Annotated in this window: 18 protein-coding genes and 1 riboswitch; of the genes, 14 read left to right on the top strand and 4 right to left on the bottom strand. The window is 72.6% G+C overall.

The window, feature by feature from the left end; all coding sequences use genetic code 11:
- Positions 1–2: 2 nt before the first annotated feature.
- Positions 3–788, bottom strand: a complete 786-nt coding sequence (locus ACWD1Z_RS05000; protein ID WP_451115609.1) for a tyrosine-protein phosphatase — start codon at positions 786–788, stop codon at positions 3–5.
- Positions 789–1272: 484 nt separating this feature from the next.
- Positions 1273–1442, top strand: a riboswitch (cyclic di-AMP (ydaO/yuaA leader).
- Between the two features lie 2 nt (positions 1443–1444).
- On the opposite strand from ACWD1Z_RS05000, the gene ACWD1Z_RS04995 reads away from it, so the two are divergent.
- The 3 genes from ACWD1Z_RS04995 (at position 1445) to ACWD1Z_RS04985 (ending at position 4318) form a co-directional block, all read left to right on the top strand.
- Positions 1445–2401, top strand: coding sequence for a LysM peptidoglycan-binding domain-containing M23 family metallopeptidase (locus ACWD1Z_RS04995; protein WP_451115607.1), 957 nt, complete (start codon positions 1445–1447; stop codon positions 2399–2401).
- A 219-nt stretch (positions 2402–2620) separates the two neighbouring features.
- Positions 2621–3406 (top strand): SGNH/GDSL hydrolase family protein, encoded by a 786-nt coding sequence (locus ACWD1Z_RS04990; protein WP_451116320.1) that lies wholly within the window; start codon positions 2621–2623, stop codon positions 3404–3406.
- Between the two features lie 123 nt (positions 3407–3529).
- The gene (locus ACWD1Z_RS04985) at positions 3530–4318 is read left to right on the top strand and encodes an SIMPL domain-containing protein (protein ID WP_451115605.1); all 789 of its coding nucleotides are present in this window, start codon (positions 3530–3532) and stop codon (positions 4316–4318) included.
- A gap of 9 nt (positions 4319–4327) precedes the next feature.
- Here the strand turns inward: ACWD1Z_RS04985 and ACWD1Z_RS04980 are convergent, their stop codons facing one another.
- Both ACWD1Z_RS04980 and ACWD1Z_RS04975 read right to left on the bottom strand, forming a co-directional pair.
- Positions 4328–4948: a TetR family transcriptional regulator C-terminal domain-containing protein gene (locus tag ACWD1Z_RS04980; protein WP_451115604.1), complete on the bottom strand. Its 621-nt coding sequence runs from the start codon at positions 4946–4948 to the stop codon at positions 4328–4330.
- A 646-nt stretch (positions 4949–5594) separates the two neighbouring features.
- The gene (locus ACWD1Z_RS04975) at positions 5595–6773 is read right to left on the bottom strand and encodes a Glu/Leu/Phe/Val dehydrogenase dimerization domain-containing protein (RefSeq protein WP_451115602.1); all 1179 of its coding nucleotides are present in this window, start codon (positions 6771–6773) and stop codon (positions 5595–5597) included.
- Between the two features lie 150 nt (positions 6774–6923).
- Here ACWD1Z_RS04975 and ACWD1Z_RS04970 point away from each other — a divergent pair, with 150 nt between their 5' ends.
- The 6 genes from ACWD1Z_RS04970 (at position 6924) to ACWD1Z_RS04945 (ending at position 12502) form a co-directional block, all read left to right on the top strand.
- The gene (locus ACWD1Z_RS04970; protein ID WP_451115601.1) at positions 6924–8117 is read left to right on the top strand and encodes an MBL fold metallo-hydrolase; all 1194 of its coding nucleotides are present in this window, start codon (positions 6924–6926) and stop codon (positions 8115–8117) included.
- 431 nt (positions 8118–8548) lie between these two features.
- Entirely contained in the window at positions 8549–10279 is a 1731-nt protein-coding gene (locus ACWD1Z_RS04965) for an ATP-binding protein (RefSeq protein ID WP_451115599.1), read from the top strand.
- Between the two features lie 181 nt (positions 10280–10460).
- Positions 10461–10895, top strand: coding sequence for a roadblock/LC7 domain-containing protein (locus tag ACWD1Z_RS04960; RefSeq protein ID WP_389419069.1), 435 nt, complete (start codon positions 10461–10463; stop codon positions 10893–10895).
- Between the two features lie 2 nt (positions 10896–10897).
- Positions 10898–11269, top strand: coding sequence for a DUF742 domain-containing protein (locus tag ACWD1Z_RS04955; RefSeq protein ID WP_451116318.1), 372 nt, complete (start codon positions 10898–10900; stop codon positions 11267–11269).
- Positions 11247–11864 carry a GTP-binding protein gene (locus ACWD1Z_RS04950; RefSeq protein ID WP_451115597.1) on the top strand — a complete coding sequence of 206 codons (618 nt, stop codon included), beginning with the start codon at positions 11247–11249 and terminating at the stop codon, positions 11862–11864. The genes ACWD1Z_RS04955 and ACWD1Z_RS04950 overlap by 23 nt, the downstream gene beginning before the upstream one ends.
- Positions 11865–11923: 59 nt before the next feature.
- Positions 11924–12502: a GAF domain-containing protein gene (locus ACWD1Z_RS04945; protein WP_451115595.1), complete on the top strand. Its 579-nt coding sequence runs from the start codon at positions 11924–11926 to the stop codon at positions 12500–12502.
- 13 nt (positions 12503–12515) lie between these two features.
- Here ACWD1Z_RS04945 and ACWD1Z_RS04940 read toward each other — a convergent pair whose 3' ends face one another.
- Positions 12516–13118: a GOLPH3/VPS74 family protein gene (locus tag ACWD1Z_RS04940; RefSeq protein ID WP_451115593.1), complete on the bottom strand. Its 603-nt coding sequence runs from the start codon at positions 13116–13118 to the stop codon at positions 12516–12518.
- 225 nt (positions 13119–13343) lie between these two features.
- Here ACWD1Z_RS04940 and tdh point away from each other — a divergent pair, with 225 nt between their 5' ends.
- The 5 genes from tdh to ACWD1Z_RS04915 are packed head-to-tail and all read left to right on the top strand — an operon-like array spanning position 13344 to position 17654.
- The gene (tdh, locus tag ACWD1Z_RS04935) at positions 13344–14372 is read left to right on the top strand and encodes an L-threonine 3-dehydrogenase (RefSeq protein WP_451115591.1); all 1029 of its coding nucleotides are present in this window, start codon (positions 13344–13346) and stop codon (positions 14370–14372) included.
- Between the two features lie 19 nt (positions 14373–14391).
- Complete coding sequence (locus ACWD1Z_RS04930; RefSeq protein WP_451115589.1) at positions 14392–15585, top strand: glycine C-acetyltransferase; 1194 nt, start codon at positions 14392–14394, stop codon at positions 15583–15585.
- Positions 15586–15602: 17 nt separating this feature from the next.
- The gene (locus tag ACWD1Z_RS04925) at positions 15603–16505 is read left to right on the top strand and encodes a LysR family transcriptional regulator (RefSeq protein ID WP_451115588.1); all 903 of its coding nucleotides are present in this window, start codon (positions 15603–15605) and stop codon (positions 16503–16505) included.
- 55 nt (positions 16506–16560) lie between these two features.
- Positions 16561–17136: a helix-turn-helix domain-containing protein gene (locus tag ACWD1Z_RS04920; RefSeq protein WP_451115586.1), complete on the top strand. Its 576-nt coding sequence runs from the start codon at positions 16561–16563 to the stop codon at positions 17134–17136.
- Positions 17133–17654 carry an N-acetyltransferase family protein gene (locus tag ACWD1Z_RS04915; protein ID WP_451115584.1) on the top strand — a complete coding sequence of 174 codons (522 nt, stop codon included), beginning with the start codon at positions 17133–17135 and terminating at the stop codon, positions 17652–17654. The genes ACWD1Z_RS04920 and ACWD1Z_RS04915 overlap by 4 nt, the downstream gene beginning before the upstream one ends.
- Positions 17655–17658: the final 4 nt, after the last annotated feature.

Below are 17658 nucleotides of genomic sequence, written 5' to 3'. Positions count from 1 at the left end.
GCTCAGTCGAGCAGCCGCTCCCGCAGCCGCTCCCGGATCTCCGGGGTGATGCCGAGCCCCTGCTCCAGGTAGGTGTCGACGTCGCCCCAGGTCTCCTCGATGGTGTCGAAGGCCGCCGTGAGGTACTCGGCGCGCGCGTCGAAGAGCGGGCTGAGCAGCTCCATGACCTCGGGGGTGTGGGTGTTGTTGCGCTGCACCTTGTAGCGGCGGTGCTTGGCGTTGGACTCCAGGTAGTCGGCGAGGATCGCCTCGCGCTCGACGCCGAGGGCGAGCAGCGTCACCGCGATCGACAGTCCGGCCCGGTCCTTGCCCGCCGCGCAGTGCATCAGGGCCGGAACGCTGTCCTCGGCCAGGGAGCGCAGCACCTGGGAGTGCTCGGCGGTGCGCTCCTTGACGATCGTGCGGTACGACTCGATCATCCGGTTCGCGGCCTTGCCGTCGTCGAGGATCTGCCGCAGCTGCTCGATCTCGCCGTCGCGGACCATCTTCCAGAACTCGGCGCCGTCCGCGGGGTCCGTCAGCGGGAGGTTCACATTCCGGACACCGGTGAGTTCGACGTCGGGGCCCTCCAGCTTCTGGTCCGCCGCATTGCGGAAGTCGAAGATCGTGTGCAGGCCGAGGGAGTCGAGGAACGCCGTGTCCTGCTCGGTCGCGTGCGCGAGGTGGCCGCTGCGGAACAGCACGCCGTAGCGCACCCGCCGTCCGTCCGTGGTCGGCAGCCCGCCCACGTCACGGAAGTTGCGCACTCCGGCCAGCTCGGGCTCGGTCGACGGGACCTGCTGCGTCACTGGGGCTCCTCCCACCGGATCCCGCCGACTCGGGTCGCCGGCGGACACGCCTTGACGATACGACATGCACACCGGCCGCTCATTGAATGCGGCAAAACGGGCGAACAACGTGGAAACCCTGCTGATTCATCGCGGGTTCACGCATCAACCATGATGTGACGGTTCTCCGCCCGCGCCGCTTCTGGGTGTTCTGTCCGAATTGCAGCCTTCCTTCCAACTCGCTCTGGAATAAAGGGGTGTGGAGCAGCGTCACGTGAGCAGCGTCATATCCGTGACCGAGCGTCGCCCGTCATGTTCACGTAATTCACCCGTTTCTCAAGGGCGTTTGCGGGAACGGCCCCTGCTTAATGCACGCAAAGTGACGAGGAATTCCCACAGGGGATCAAGAGGTACGGCTTCATGCGGAACCTTCTGCTTGTCCCTTTGCGTCTTGGTCGCTTACGTTCGCCACCAATCCGAGCGGAACGCCTAATCCTGCCGCTGCTCGGAATCCGCACCCACTCACCCGTGCACGGCAGGAGCGGGGGACCCACAGGCACCACCGCCTGGTCCGGTTCCCGGAACAGGCTCGGGGTCAAGTCGCGCCCAGCGCGCGGCCGGACATCTCCAGTCCGCACCCGACAGCTCACCTCGTAGGCGCCGGAGAGGAAATCGCCATGCCCGCGAAGGGTAAGCACCGCCGTCCCAAGGCCCTGCGCTTCACTCGCTCGATCGCCGTTGCCGGCACCGGTGGCGCCGCACTCGCCCTCCCGCTCCTGGGGGCCACCGGCGCCCACGCGGCCCCGTCGCAGTCCGTTCCGGAAAAGGCCGTTCAGTCGGTCCAGACCGCGGACAAGAAGGCGGCCGAGAAGAAGGCCACCGCGAAGAAGGCCACCGCCACGACGTACACGGTGCGCTCGGGGGACTACCTTTCGAAGATCGCGAACGAGCAGCACGTCAGCGGTGGCTGGGAGAGGCTCTACGCCGACAACCGTGAGGCCGTCGGCGACGACCCGGCGCTGATCCACCCCGGCCTGAAGCTGTCGATCGGCAAGAGAGCCGCCACGACGGACACCGCCGAGAAGCCGGCCGCCAAGTCCTCCGCGAAGTCCTCGTCCGCCGAGTCCTCCTCGTCGGGCTCCGCCAAGTCCTCCGAGGCCGCGGAGTCCTCGCAGGCTTCGGAGTCCGAGGCGGCCCCCACCGCGCAGGCCGCGCAGAGCTCCGCCGGCGGCTTCAGCTCCCCGGTCTCCGGTGCCGGGGTCGGCACCGCCTACAAGGTCGCGGGCAGCATGTGGTCCAGCGGCTACCACACCGGCGTCGACTTCGTCGTGCCGACCGGTACCTCCCTGAAGGCCGTGGGCGCGGGCACCGTCGTCTCGGCCGGCTGGGCCGGCGCGTACGGCAACCAGGTCGTCATCCAGCTCGCCGACGGCCACTACGCGCAGTACGCCCACCTGTCCTCGCTGTCCGTCTCCAGCGGCCAGTCGGTGACGGCGGGCCAGCAGGTCGGTCTCTCCGGCTCGACCGGCAACTCGACCGGCCCACACCTGCACTTCGAGATCCGCACCACGCCGGACTACGGCTCGGACGTCGACCCGGTCGCCTACCTCCGCGCGAAGGGCGTCTCCGTCTGACGGACGCGCCGCCGAGGAACCACCTGCCTGACACGCCGCCGAAGGCCGGACCCCAGATCCCCGGGTCCGGCCTTCGGTGTTTTTATTCCGGAATTGGCCAAGCCTTGAAGAGTGGGGTATCTCACCGGCCGTCAACCCCTGCCTACGGTCGCGTAGGTCACATTCGAAGGTGAATCATGACCCGATGTGGCAGACGATTCGAAGAGTGACAACAGAGCAGTGATCGGGTCGTACGTGGCGCTGGGGGACAGCTTCACCGAGGGCGTGGGAGATCCCGGCCCGGACGGGGCGTTCGTCGGCTGGGCCGACCGGTTCGCGGTACTGCTCGCGGACCGCCGCCCCGAGGGGGACTTCCGCTACACGAACCTGGCCGTACGCGGGAAGCTGCTGGACCAGATCGTGGCCGACCAGCTTCCCAGGGCGCTCGAACTCGCCCCGGACCTGGTCTCGTTCTGCGCCGGCGGCAACGACATCATCCGGCCCGGCACCGACCCCGACGAGGTCGCCGAGCGGTTCGAGCGGGCCGTGGCCCGGCTCACCGAGGCCGCCGGGACCGTCATGGTGACCACCGGCTTCGACACCCGTGGCGTGCCGGTGCTGAAGCATCTGCGCGGCAAGATCGCCACGTACAACCTCCATGTCCGGGCCATCGCCGACCGGTACGGCTGCCCGGTGCTGGACCTGTGGTCCCTCAAGACCGTGCAGGACCGGCGCGCCTGGGACACCGACCGGCTGCATCTGTCGCCCGAGGGACACACGCGGGTGGCGCTGCGCGCGGGACAGGTCCTCGGTCTGGAGGTACCGGCCGACCCGGACCAGCCCTGGCCGCCGCTGCCGCCGCGCGGGACCCTCGAGATCCGGCGCGACGATGTGCAGTGGGCACGCGAATACCTGGTGCCGTGGTTCGGGCGGCGGCTGCGCGGGGAGTCGTCGGGCGACCATGTGACCGCCAAGGGCAGTCTGTCGCCGGGCGACATCAGGATGTGGATCGAGACGGCCGTCTGAGCCAGGCGCCGGGGCCGGGGCGGGCTCGACCAGTGAGGTGACGGCGGGGGAGTGGTGCACGCGCGCGTGCGGACCCCGGTGCTGGGATGGGCCCGTCCCGTCCCCACGCCCGGAAGGTCGGCCATGACCGTACCGCTGCCCCGTCCCACCGCCACGCTTGCCGTTGCCCTCCTCGCCCTCGGTCTGCCGCTCCTCGCGGCCGCTCCGGCGACCGCGCTGGCGAGCCCCGCTGCTCTTTCGGTGACGGCTCCGGCCGGCCCCGCCGCCTCGGCCGTGCGCAGCGCGCCGGTCTCGTCGACCATCACGGTGACCGGGGTCGGCTCCGCGACCGCCGTTCCCGATCTGGCCATCGTCAGCGTCGGTGTCGAGGCCGTCGGCAAGACCGCGCAGGCCGCCCAGGACGCCCAGAGCAAGGCCGCGAACGCCCTGCTGAACGCGGTGCGCGAGCGCGGGGTGGCCGAGCAGGACGTGCGTACCGAGGGGCTGTCCCTGACGCCCGTGTACAAGTACCAGGACGGCAACTCCACGCTGACGGGGTATCAGGCCGCGCAGAACTTCTCCCTGAAGATCCGCATGGTTGCGCGGACCGGCCTGATCCTGCAGTCCGTCACGGACGCCACCGGTGACGCGGGCCGTATCCACGGGGTCGTCTTCGACGTCGCCGACCGCACCGAACTGCGGGCACGCGCGCGTGCGGCCGCGCACAAGGACGCGCACGCCAAGGCGCTCCAGTACGCCCGGCTCAGCGGACGGGACCTGGGACGGCTGGTCTCGCTCACCGAGGGCGTGTCGGGCGGGCCCTCCCCGGTCCCGGCCCCCGCCGACGTGGCCGGGAGCGGGGTGGGCGTGCCGATCGCGCCCGGCGAGATCCAGGACGACGTGCGGGTCACGGCCGTCTACGAGCTGGACTGATTCCGGGGCTCACCGCGCCGCCGCGGTCAACGCCTCCAGCCCCACACCGAGTTCCCGGGCCAGCGCCTCGTCGGCCCACTCCTGCGCACGCGCGCGGGACAGCGCGCCCGGGTAGGACGTCAGCTGGACGGCGAGCCCGTCGAGCAGGGCCGTCAGGCGCAGGGCCGCGCCGGCCGGGTCGGGGCAGCGGAACTCGCCCGCGGCCACCCCTTCGGCGATGACCTCGGCGAGGGCCGCCTTCCACTGCGTGTCGAGGGCCTGGGTGACCTCGCGCAGCGCGGGTTCGCGCAGCGCCGCGGCCCAGCCCTCGATCCACAGCCGCCAGCCCTTGGCCTGGCCGGTGGGCGCGTACCAGCGCACCGCCGCGCGCAGCCGGCGCAGCGCGGTCGTCCGGCGCCCGAGCAGCTTGCGCAACTGGGCCAGGTCGTCCTCGGCCGCGTGGGCGAAGGCGGCGGCGACCAGCTTCTCCTTGCTGGAGAAGTGGTACAGCACCAGGGCGTTGCTCACGCCGAGCGCCGACGCCACGTCGGCGATCCGCACCGCCGCCACGCCCCGCGCCTCGATCTGCTCGACGGCGGCCCGCAGCAACTCCTCACGCCGCTCCGCCACACTCAACCGAACCCTCGCCACGCGCCTCACCCTAATCCTTGCCCCCCAGGCCGCCCGCCCGCGGGCCGCACCGCCGAGGCACGCCAAGCCGGGGGCGCGGCCCTGCCGCCGCGATCGGCAGACCGCCGCTTGCGTGCCGCCCGGCGGGCTGAGGTGGAGCAGACGGCTTATGTGCCGTTAGGCCGCTGAGGTGCGACAAGCTGGTGCGGGCCGCCTTGTCCGCCGAGGTGCGGTGCGCCGGTGCACGGTGCCCTTGTCCGCCGAGGCGCGGCAAGGGGTGCGTGCCGCCTTGCCCGGTGCTGTGAGCCACGCCAGTGTGTGCTGCCCCGTCGCGGAAGTGGGCAGGCCGGTGGCGCCGCCCGGCTGCCGAAGTGGGGTAAGTGGGTGTGCGCTGCACCGTCGCCGAGGTGTGGCGAGCCCGGGTGTGCTGCTCTGTCGCCGGTGTGGGGCATGCCGGTGGGCGCCGCCCGGCCCTCGTCGTGCGGCGAACCCGGTGCGCGCCGCCCGGCTGCCGGAGTGGGGTAAGCCGGTGTGCGCTGCACCGTCGCCGAGGTGCGGCAAGCCCGGTGCGTGCCGCCCTGCCCCCCCCGCCACCCGGTCCGTCACCGTGCGGCAAGGACAGTGCGCGTCGCTCAACCTGCCGTCTTGGGGCGAGCCGGTGGGTGGTTCAGCGGTAGGGGCCATATCGGTCTGTGATGGTGGGGAGCCGGGCCGTGGCGAGGGCGTGGGCTGCTGCGCGGGGGGTTGTGCCGTCGGTCTGGGCGCGGGTCAGTATCTGCTCGGTCAGGGTGCGCATCGAGCGGCGGACGCGGGCGAGGGCCTCCGACGCGTCGGGGCCGATGTCGCCGAAGAGGGTCCACCACCACCAGGCGTTCGTGCCGGAGTTGACCACGACGTCGGGGAGCACGGTGACCCCGCGGCCGGCGAGCAGCGCCTCGGCCTCCGGCAGCACCGGCATATTGGCCGCCTCGACGATCCAGCGGGCGGTGATCCGCTCCTGGTTCACGGCGTCGACGGCGTACGACACGGCCGCCGGCACCAGCACCTCCGCGTCCGCCGACAGCCAGGCGTCGCCCGGCAGTTCAAGGTCCCCCGGGCGCAACGCGGCGCGGTCCACGGTGCCGTACGCGTCCCGCGCGGCGAGCAGCGCCTCGACGTCCAGGCCCGCCGGGTTGGCGACGGTGCCCTTGAGGTCGGCGACGGCCACCACCGTCAGCCCCGCGCGCGTGAGGAACCGGGCCGTGGCCCCGCCCATGGTGCCGAACCCCTGCACGGCCACGCGCGTGCCCGCGTAGGGCACCCCGGCCCGGTCCAGAGCCGTGAGCGCCGACTCCGCCACCCCGCAGCCGCCGACCAGTTCGTCCAGCCCGATGCCGTCGACCTCCACGGCGAAGGCGTCCGCGAGCCGGCGCCGGGCGGCGGCCTCGTCGTCGAGCAGCGGATACACGGCCTGGACGGACGACACCAGGCCCGCCTCGGCCGCCGCCCGGTCCACCAGGTCCTGGCTGAGCCCGAGATCCTCGCCGGTGGTCCAGAAGCACTCGACGTACGGCCGCAGGGCCCGCAGGTAGCGCACGAGCAGGCCGTACGCCGCCGGATCGCGCGGATCGCAGTCGATGCCGCCCTTGGCTCCGCCGAGCGGGATGTAACGGCCGGCCGGGTCGTAGTGCAGTGCTTCCTTCATGGACATGCCGCGGGCGAGCCCCGTGATCTCGTCGAGGGCGCACCCCTCGCGCATCCGCAGACCGCCGCTGCACACCCCCCGCACCAGCCGGTCGATCACGAGAAAGCCCTGGCGGCCGGTGATGTCGTCGGTCCAGGTCAGCGACAGGAGGGGAGCGGACATGACGTCTCCTTACTGAATCATCAGTCAGTATCTTCAGCGGTCGTCCGCACTGTCAATGTGTTCAACGGATCTTCGGACGGTCCGGGCCGGGGGCGTTGTCGGAGGGGCCGACCATAATGGGATGCCTCGACGACTCCACATGGAGGTACCGTGACCGGTTTCCGTTCCCTGAGCTCCGTGCTCCGCGCGCTGGAGCCGGCGGCCTTCGGCGCGGAGCCGAGCGGCGAGCGCCTGGCGCGCATCCGCAGATCGCCCCACTTCGAGGACGGCGTCTTCCAGAACCCCGGCGGACTCGCCCGGACCCGGCCCTCCGGCTCGATGCTGGAGTTCGCCAAGGTCTTCTTCGCCAAGGACGAGCGCCCGCGCAGATCCCCCCGCGGCAGCGTGCCCGTGCACTCCACCACCCTCGCGGACCTCGCGTGCCCGCCCGCCACCGGTCTGCGCATCACTTGGATGGGCCACTCCAGCGTGCTCGCGGAGATCGACGGGCACCGGGTGCTCTTCGACCCCGTCTGGGGCGAGCGCTGCTCCCCGTTCGCCTTCGCCGGGCCCAAGCGACTGCACCCGGCGCCACTGCCGCTGGCCGCGCTCGGCCCGGTCGACGTCGTCGTCATCTCGCACGACCACTACGACCACCTGGACCTGCCCTCCATCAAGGCGCTGGCCGGCACGGACACCGTGTTCGCCGTGCCGCTCGGCGTCGGCGCCCACCTGGAGCGCTGGGGCGTCTCCCCCGACCGGCTGCGCGAGCTGGACTGGCACGAGTCGGCCAAGGTCGGCGGGCTCACCCTGACCGCCACCCCCGCCCGGCACTTCTGCGGCCGCGGTCTGCGCAACACCCAGCACACGCTGTGGGCCTCCTGGTCCGTGGCCGGCTCCGAGCACCGGATCTTCCACAGCGGCGACACCGGGTACTTCGAGGGCTTCAAGGACATCGGCGCCGAACACGGCCCGTTCGACACGACGATGATCCAGATCGGCGCGTACAGCGACTTCTGGCCGGACATCCACATGACACCCGAGCAGGGCATGCGCGCCCACCTCGACCTCCAGGGCGGACAGCCGCACGGCGTGCTGCTGCCGATCCACTGGGCCACCTTCAACCTCGCCACGCACGCGTGGGCGGAGCCCGGGGAGTGGACCCGGGACGCCGCCGACGAGGCCGGCCAGGCGGCCGCCTTCCCGCGGCCCGGCGAGCCGTTCGAGCCCGCCGGACTGCTGCCCGTCCAGCCCTGGTGGCGCTCCCTGTCAGCGCCGCTCCCGCACCCCTGGCGCCGTCCGGAGCCGGTGGCCGCGCCCGAGGAGAGCGCCCGCGGCGACCTCGATCTGGCCGGTGACCGCTGAGCGGCGGAGAAGCACCCCGACACGGCGGGTGACGGTCGGGCCAAAACCCCCGAGGGTGTGAAAGCGGCGTCGGCGGGTTGACGCCGGTCGGAGAAACGGCGGACGACGAGGGCCGGGAAGCGAAGGGCTTCCCGGCCCTCGTCGTCCGTGTGTGACCACTTCCGACCAGGTGTGATCGATGCTTTTGCGTTCGAGGGCGGGATCCGCTTCGGGCGGTCGATCTCCCGTACGAGGGCTCATACCAGAGGTGGATGCTCCGCGTACGAGTTTGTCAACTGCCCACCGCACCTGATGCGTTGCCGACTACTGTCAGTGTCCGTCGGGCAACGCGGGGCCGAATTCCTCGGTCCCGCCGACCGACACCGCGATGGCGCCGCGCCCGCCCGCGCCCCGGCCCGGTGGCGCGCCCGACGGACAGTACGAGGACACCGATGTCTCACCTCCGCGCACCGGCCGCACGCGCAGACCGCCGTGAGGGCGGGCGGCACGGTCGGCCGGTCGCCCGCCCCGCCCCGGCCCTGCCCGAGACGCACATACGGCCGCAGCTCCTGCGGCTCGCCGTGCTGCCCCCGGTCGCGGTCGCCCTCGCCGGCTGCGCGGCCGTGCTGTTCACCGTCCGCACCACCGGCGCCCGGCCGGGCCTCGCCCTGTGGGGCATGCTCGCCGGCGCCGGCGCGGTCGCCCTCTCGGGGATCGTGATCGCCGCCGTGGCCGCCGACCGCACCGCCGGCTCCGTCAGCGAACGCATCGGCGCCCTGCGCCGCAGCAGCGCCCGCGGCGAGGCCGACCTGCGCGCCCTGGTCGAATCCCTGCGCCGGGGCGACAGCCCGCCCCGGCGCAAACCGCGCAGCGGTCCGCCCGAGGACGCCGACGACCTCGAACTGCTCGCCGCCGACCTGGCCCGCGCCCACGACGGGGCCGTCACCGCCGTCGTCCAGGCCGCACAGCTGTCCAGCCAGGCCGGCAGCGAACAGAAGCTGGAGGTCTTCGTCAACCTCGCCCGGCGCCTGCAGTCGCTGGTGCACCGCGAGATCTCGATCCTCGACGAGCTGGAGAACGAGATCGAGGACCCCGACCTGCTCAAGGGCCTCTTCCACGTCGACCACCTCGCCACCCGGATCCGCCGCCACGCCGAGAACCTCGCCGTCCTCGGCGGCGCCGTCTCGCGCCGCCAGTGGAGCAACCCGGTCTCCATGACCGAGGTACTGCGCTCGGCCATCGCCGAGGTCGAGCAGTACTCCCGGGTCAAGCTCGTGCCGCCGGTCGACGGCACCCTGCGCGGACACGCCGTCGCCGACGTCATCCACCTGCTCGCCGAACTCGTGGAGAACGCCACCGTGTTCTCCGCCCCGCACACCCAGGTGCTGCTGCGCGCCAACCTCGTCACCTCGGGGCTCGCCGTCGAGGTCGAGGACCGCGGCCTGGGCATGCCCGTCGGCGAACAGGAGCGGATGAACGCCCTGCTCGCCGACCCCGACCAGGTCAACGTCGCCAGCCTGCTGGCGGACGGCCGCATCGGCCTGTTCGTGGTCTCCCAGCTCGCCAAGCGGCACGGCATCAACGTCCGGCTCCAGACCAACATCTACGGCGGAGTGCAGGCCGTCCTCGTCGTCCCGCAGGGCCTGCTCGGCAGCGCGCCGGGCGGCGCCGGGACCGCCGTAGCCCCGCAAGCGCCGCAGCCGCAGGTGGCCGGGCCACCCCCCGCGCAGGCCCCGTCGCAGCGGCCGGGCCCCCGGGCCGCGACGCCCAGGGCGAACGGCTCCGGGCCCGTGCCGTTGCCGGTGCGCGGCGCCCATGAGGAGCGGCGCACCATCGCGGAGGCCGTGCCCGGCATCAGCCCCGAGGACCGGGCGGTCGTCGCCGAGCACACCGTCGCGCCGCCCACCCCGCGCTCCAGTGCCGTGCGCGGCACCATGGGCAAGCCCCAACTGCCCAAGCGCCGCGCCCAGGAACACCTCGCCCCCCAACTGCGCGACGGTCCCGCGCCGCGCCAGGAACCCGAGCACCTCGCCGGGCACGACCCCGGGCTGATGGCCGCCTTCCAGCGCGGCGTCGGCCTCGCCGAGGCGCAACAGCACCGGAGTCCGAGCACCCTGACCAGCTCGGACCCGACGCCCTCGCCGCGGACTTCACGGCGGCGGACTTCACGGCGGCGGACGTGACGCCCGCGCGCATCCCTCAGGCGCGCCCCGCGCACCTGTCCCGCCCCGAGCACACCAACCGGCACGACGGGAGCGCATCAGCCGGATGACCACGCACGTACCCACCCCCACCCCCACGCCCACGTCCGGGTCCTGTCCCAGCGCTCCCGCTGACCTTCGTACCTCAAGGAGTCGATCCACCATGGCGAGCGAAGCGCCGACCGGCCATGCATCCGATCTCGACTGGCTGATGAGCGGCCTCGTGCAGCGCGTACCGCACACCAGCAGCGCGGTGCTCCTGTCCTGCGACGGGCTCGTGAAGTCGGTCCACGGCCTCGACGCGGACAGCGCCGACCACATGGCGGCGCTGGCCTCCGGTCTGTACTCCCTCGGCCGCAGCGCCGGGGTCCGCTTCGGTGACGGCGGAGACGTCCGCCAGGTCGTCGTCGAACTCGACTCCACCCTGCTGTTCGTCACCACCGCCGGATCCGGCACCTGTCTCGCCGTGCTGGCCGGCCGCGAGGCCGACGCCGCCGTGCTCGGCTACGAGATGGCGATGCTGGTCAAGAGCGTCCGCCCCTATCTGGTGACCGCGCCCCGCCACCATGCCGTCGAACCGTCGGCGTCGAGGCCTTGAGCGTGGCGGCGGCCGGTGACGGGCCCTGGCTCGATGACGCGGCCGGACGGCTGGTGCGCCCCTTCACGGTCAGCAACGGCCGGACCCGGCCCACCGTCGCCCTCGACCTGATCTCCCAGGTGATGGCCACCGGGGCGACCCCCCTCGGCTATCCGGGCCCTGAACAGACGGAGGCGCTCGACCTGTGCCGCGCCCCCGTATCGGTCGCCGAGGTCGCGGCCCACCTGAAGCTGCCGGCGGCAGTGACCAAGGTGCTGCTGGCGGACCTCGTCGACTGCGGGGCGCTCACCACCAAGCCCCCCGAGTTCCACCACAACCCCACTGACCGGGCCCTTCTGGAGGCAGTGCTCGATGGACTACGACGACAGCTCTGACTACGCCGGCGGCGCCGACCCGTTCCCCACCGCACTGAAGATCCTGGTGGCGGGCGGGTTCGGGGTCGGCAAGACGACCTTCGTCGGCGCGGTCAGCGAGATCGCACCGCTCAGCACCGAGGAACTGCTCACCACGGTCAGCGCCGCGACCGACAATCTCGACGGCATCGAGAACAAGGTCGAGACCACGGTCGCCATGGACTTCGGCCGCATCACGCTCGACCCCCGACATGTCCTGTACCTGTTCGGCACGCCCGGACAGGAGCGGTTCTGGTTCATGTGGGACGAGCTCTGCGAAGGCGCCCTCGGCGCGGTCGTCCTCGCCGACACCCGGCGCCTGGAGGACTGCTTCGCCGCCGTCGACTTCTTCGAGCAGCGCGGCCTCGGCTTCATCCTCGCCATCAACGACTTCGACGGCGCCTACCGCTACGACCCCGAGGAGGTGCGCGCCGCCATCGACCTCGACCCCGGGGTCCCCGTCGTGCGCTGCGACGCCCGGATCTCCAGCTCGGGCGTCCAGACCCTGCTGACCCTCGTCAAACACCTCATCGCGCACGCCCCGGCCCCCGCGACCGGCTACGGCGCCCATATGTGATCCCCGCACACCCCACGGAGCCCTCCTATGTCATACGCCCACACCCCCGGAGCGCGCCGATGAGCTACGACCCGCCCCGCCCGGCCGGTCGACTGCTGCTCACGCCCGAGGACAAGGAGGCACCCGCCCGAGCGGACCGGCTGCGCCGACTCGGCCTCGGCGAGCGGACGGAACCCGCCCTCGACGTCTACGCCGACGCCCTCGCCGAGATGACCGGGGCGCCGTACGCCATGGTCAACTTCATCGACGAGAACCGGCAGTTCTTCGCGGGCCTGCGTCTTCCGCCGGCCGCGCTGTTCGTGAAGGGCGACGGCACCAGTCCGCGGGTCGGCCGCACCCTGCCGCGCGACCACGGGTTCTGCCCCCATGTGGTGGTCCGGCGCAAGGCGCTCGTCCTGGAGGACGTCTGCGACTATCCGCGGTTCGCGGGCAACCCGGTGGTCGACGAGTTCGGCATCCGCTCCTACCTCGGCGCACCGCTGATCGACACCACGGGGATGGTGCTCGGCACCGTGTGCGTCGCCGACGTGCGGCCACGGCCGTGGGGGAGACCGGGCCTGGAGGCGATCAAGGCGTCGGCCGCGGATCTCGCCGCCCGGCTGGAACGGCGTGCGGCCGACGGCCTGCCGCTGCCCTGAGCCCCCGTCCGGTCTAGAAGCCGCGCCAGACGTTGTCGAACGCGGAGTCCTCGATCGACCGCCGCTGCCGTACGGCCTCCAGTTCCATCACCGCGTCGCCCACGGCGGCCAGCACCGTCGTGACCGTGTCGTCGGTGAGGTCCTCGGTGGTGTCGGCCGGGTCATCGAGGCCGGCGGCCGCGGCGAGCGCGGCGAGGACGGGCTCACCGGACGCCCGGCGCTCCTCGGCGCCGGCGCGGGCCGGCGAGTCGACGGGCACCGCCTGGCCGGACCCCCGCGTGAAGCGGGGGCCGCGTCCGCGGGTGGCCAGGCCGGCCCGCTCCAGATCGTCGACGTAGGCCGCGAAGAGCCCGGAGCCCCGCCGCCACAGCCAGTCCGTGACGGTCTCGTACGGCTCCTTCCGCAGCAGCGCCGCGGCGGCCTCGTCGAGCAGCCGGTCGCCCGTCGCGGTCGTCGTGCCCGGTACGAGGCGGTCGTCGTCCAGCGTGAGCGCCCCGGCCTCGACCAGGTCCAGCACCTCGGCTCCCGCGAGCGCGAGCGAGAGGTCGCCCTGCTCCACGGAACGGCCGGGCGCCGGGTCCAGGGCGACGATCGCGAGATCCCGTGCGGTGTTCATGTGCGACTCCAGGTCGGTCGGCCGGTGCGGTGTGCCCCGTTGATTGTTGCCTCCTTCGGTCCTTTTGGGACCGGTGTGAAGGAGATCTGCGGCTCCGCTTAAGAAATCCTCGATGGACCGGGGCGGCGAGGTACGGCAGATTGCTAGTCGATTCCACCCCTCTCCCCGGATACGGGCGCCTTCGGCATGCCCGCGCCCGGGGCCGTACCCACAGGAGCCGTACGAGTGAAGGCGCTGGTCAAGGAGAAGGCGGAGCCCGGGCTGTGGCTCACGGACGTCCCCGAGCCCGCCGTCGGTCCCGGCGACGTACTCATCAAGGTGCTGCGCACCGGCATCTGCGGCACCGATCTGCACATCCGGTCCTGGGACGGCTGGGCGCGGCAGGCGATCCGCACCCCGCTGGTGCTCGGCCACGAGTTCGTCGGCGAGGTCGTCGACACCGGCCGGGACGTCACCGACATCCGGCCCGGCGACCGGGTCAGCGGCGAGGGGCATCTGGTGTGCGGCAAGTGCCGCAACTGCCTGGCCGGACGGCGGCACCTGTGCCGGGCCACGATCGGGCTCGGGGTCGGACGCGACGGCGCGTTCGCCGAGTACGTCGCGCTGCCCGCCGCCAATGTCTGGGTGCACCGGGTCCCGGTCGACCTCGATGTTGCCGCGATCTTCGACCCGTTCGGCAACGCCGTGCACACCGCGCTGTCCTTCCCGCTGGTCGGCGAGGACGTCCTGATCACCGGCGCGGGCCCGATCGGTCTGATGGCCGCCGCGGTCGCCCGGCACGCGGGCGCCCGCAACGTCGTGATCACCGACGTCAGCGAGGAGCGGCTGGATCTCGCCCGCAAGATCGGCGTGAGCCTGGCCCTGAACGTGGCGGAGACCGGGATCGCGGACGGCCAGCGGGAGCTGGGGCTGCGCGAGGGCTTCGACATCGGGCTGGAGATGTCCGGCCGTCCCGAGGCCATGCGCGACATGATCGCCAACATGACGCACGGCGGCCGGATCGCCATGCTCGGTCTGCCCGCCGAGGAGTTCGCGGTGGACTGGGCCCGCGTCGTCACCTCGATGATCACGATCAAGGGCATCTACGGCCGCGAGATGTTCGAGACCTGGTACGCGATGTCGGTCCTCCTGGAGGGCGGCCTCGACCTCAGCCCCGTGATCACCGGCCGGTACGGCTTCCGTGACTTCGAGGCGGCCTTCTCCGACGCGGCGAGCGGCCGCGGCGGCAAGGTCATCCTCGACTGGACCGCGTAACCCCTTAGGAGCTTCTTCGATGTTCGACTCCGTGCGCGACGACCTGCGCGTCACCCTCGACGAGATCCGGGCCGCCGGACTGCACAAGCCCGAGCGGGTCATCGGCACCCCGCAGTCCGCGACCGTCGACGTGACCGCGGGCGGCCGTCCCGGCGAGGTCCTCAACTTCTGCGCCAACAACTACCTCGGCCTCGCCGACCACCCCGAGGTGATCGCCGCCGCCCACGCGGCGCTGGACCGCTGGGGCTACGGCATGGCCTCCGTGCGCTTCATCTGCGGTACGCAGGAGGTGCACAAGGAGCTGGAGGCGCGGCTCTCCGCCTTCCTCGGGCAGGAGGACACGATCCTGTACTCCTCCTGCTTCGACGCCAACGGCGGTGTCTTCGAGACCCTGCTCGGCCCCGAGGACGCGGTGATCTCCGACGCCCTCAACCACGCCTCCATCATCGACGGCATCCGCCTGTCCAAGGCCCGCCGGTTCCGCTACGCCAACCGTGATCTGGCCGACCTGGAACGGCAGTTGAAGGACGCCTCCGACGCCCGGCGCCGGCTGATCGTCACCGACGGCGTCTTCTCCATGGACGGCTATGTCGCGCCGCTCGCCGAGATCTGCGACCTCGCCGACCGCTACGACGCCATGGTCATGGTCGACGACTCGCACGCGGTCGGCTTCGTCGGCCCCGGCGGCCGCGGCACCCCCGAGCTGCACGGCGTGATGGACCGCGTCGACATCATCACCGGCACCCTCGGCAAGGCCCTCGGCGGAGCCTCCGGCGGCTATGTGGCGGCCCGCGCCGAGATCGTCGCCCTGCTCCGCCAGCGCTCCCGTCCGTACCTCTTCTCCAACACCCTCGCCCCGGTGATCGCCGCGGCCTCCCTGAAGGTGCTGGACCTGCTGGAGTCGGCGGACGACCTGCGCGTCCGGCTGAACGAGAACACCGCGCTGTTCCGCCGCCGGATGACCGAGGAGGGTTTCGACATCCTCCCCGGCGACCACGCCATCGCGCCCGTGATGATCGGTGACGCCGCTGTCGCCGGCCGGCTGGCGGAGCTGCTGCTGGAGCGCGGGGTGTATGTCATCGGCTTCTCCTACCCGGTGGTGCCCCAGGGCCAGGCCCGCATCCGGGTGCAGTTGTCCGCCGCGCACTCCACCGACGACGTGAACCGGGCCGTGGACGCGTTCGTCGCCGCCCGCGCGGAACTGGCCGCCTGACCTGAGAGAATCGATCCGTGATCGAAGCGCGGCGGCTCCACATCCTTCGTGCGGTGGCCGACCATCGCACCGTGACGGCGGCTGCCGCCGCGCTGTATCTCACGCCCTCGGCCGTGTCGCAGCAGCTCACCGCGCTGGAGCAGGAGACCGGCCACCGCCTGGTGGAGCGCGGCGCCAAGGGCGTACGGCTCACCCCGGCCGGTGAGATCCTGCTGAGCCACACCCACGCCGTCCTCGCCCAGCTGGAGCGCGCCGAGGCGGAGCTGGCCGCCTACGGCTCCGGGGCGGCCGGCACGGTCACCGTCGCCGCCTTCGCGACCGGCATCGCCCAGGTGGTCGCCCCGGCCGTGGCCCGCCTCGCCGCGTCGGCGCCCGGCATCCGGATCCGCGTCCAGGACGCCGAGGGCGACGCCAGCCTGCCGATGGTGCTGGACCGGCAGGTCGACATCGCGGTCGCCGTCGAGTACCGCGGCGCCCCGCCCGCCGACGACCCCCGGCTGAGCCACGTCCCGCTGTACGCCGAGCCCTTCGACGCGGTCGTGCCGATGACCCACCGGCTGGCGGACGCGGCCGAGGTGCCGCTGGGGGAACTGGCCAAGGACCCGTGGATCGGCCCGTACCCCGGCAACCCCTGCCACGACGTGGTCGTCCTCGCCTGCGAGAGCGCCGGCTTCCAGCCGCGCCTGGAACACTCCTCGGACGACTTCCGCGCGGTCGTGGCACTGGCCTCCGCGGACGCGGGCGTCGCCCTGATCCCGCGCTCGGCGCTGAGCGGCATGGACCTCACCGGGGTGGTCGTCCGCCCGGTCGACGGCACGGCGCCCACCCGGCGGGTCTTCGCCGCCGTACGCCGTGGCGCCGAGGACCACCCGCTGATCCGCCCGGTGCTGGACGCCCTGCGGGCGGCGGGCGAGGGGTAGCGAACCGCCCTGGTCGTACTGACCGCCGTATCACATCTGGGATAGGGTCCCGGATATGAAACAGAGTGTGGAGGTCGACCCCGTCGACGTCCGGCTCGGTGCGCGGCTGGCCGCGCTGCGGGCCGAGCGCGGGTGGTCGCTGGGTGAGGTCGCGGAGCGCAGCGGCGTCAGCAAGTCGACCCTGTCCCGGGCCGAGCGGGCGGAGATCAGCCCCACCGCCGCGCTGCTCAACCGGCTCTGCGGGGTGTACGGGCGGACCATGTCCCAGCTGCTCAGCGAGGTGGAATCCGAGCCCGCGCTGCTGGTGCGGGCCGCCGAGCAGCAGGTCTGGGCGGACCGGGCCTCCGGCTTCGTCCGGCGGTCCGTCTCCCCGCCGCATCCCGGGCTGCGCGGCGAACTCGTCGAGGGCCGGCTCGCGGCGGGCGCCGACATCGCCTACGACCGGCCGCCCGTGCCGGGTCTGGAGCAGCACCTCTGGGTCCTCGAAGGAGAGCTGGAGGTGACGGCGCAGGACGCCCAGCACCACCTGGAAGCGGGGGACTGCCTGCGGTTGCGGGTGTGGGGGCCCACGCGGTTCCGGTGCACCGGCCCCGGCGAGGCGCGGTATGTGCTGGCGGTGGTGCTGCCGTGAACGTCCTCCGGCTGGACGAGGGTCAACTGCTCGCCCGTACCGATGAGTTGGCGGAGCTGCTGGTGGACGCCGTGGCGGGGGGTGCCTCGGTCGGGTTTCTCGCGCCACTGGACAGGGCCGCCGCGGAGGAGTGGTGGAAAGCCCGGGCGGAAGGGCCGTTCGCGGTGTGGGCGGCGGTCGACGGCGGGCGGATCGTCGGCACCGTCAGCCTGGCCTTCCCCGACAAGCCCAACAGCCGCCACCGCGCCGAGCTGGTCAAGCTGATGGTGCACCGGGACGCGCGCGGCCGCGGCCTCGGCCGTACGCTCCTGGCCACCGCCGAGCAGGCGGCCACCGCCGCGGGGATCACCCTCCTGCACCTCGACACCGAGACCGGCAGCCCCGCCGAGCACCTCTACCGCTCGGCAGGCTGGACCCGGGCCGGGGTGATCCCCGACTACGCGGCGGACCCGGGCGGAACGCTGCGGCCGACGACGCTGTACTACAAGCAGGTCGGGGCGCCCGTACCCGCCCGGTGATGTC

This window comes from Streptomyces sp. NPDC002784 (assembly GCF_053592135.1).
This window is presented reverse-complemented; position numbering and strand designations above follow the sequence as displayed.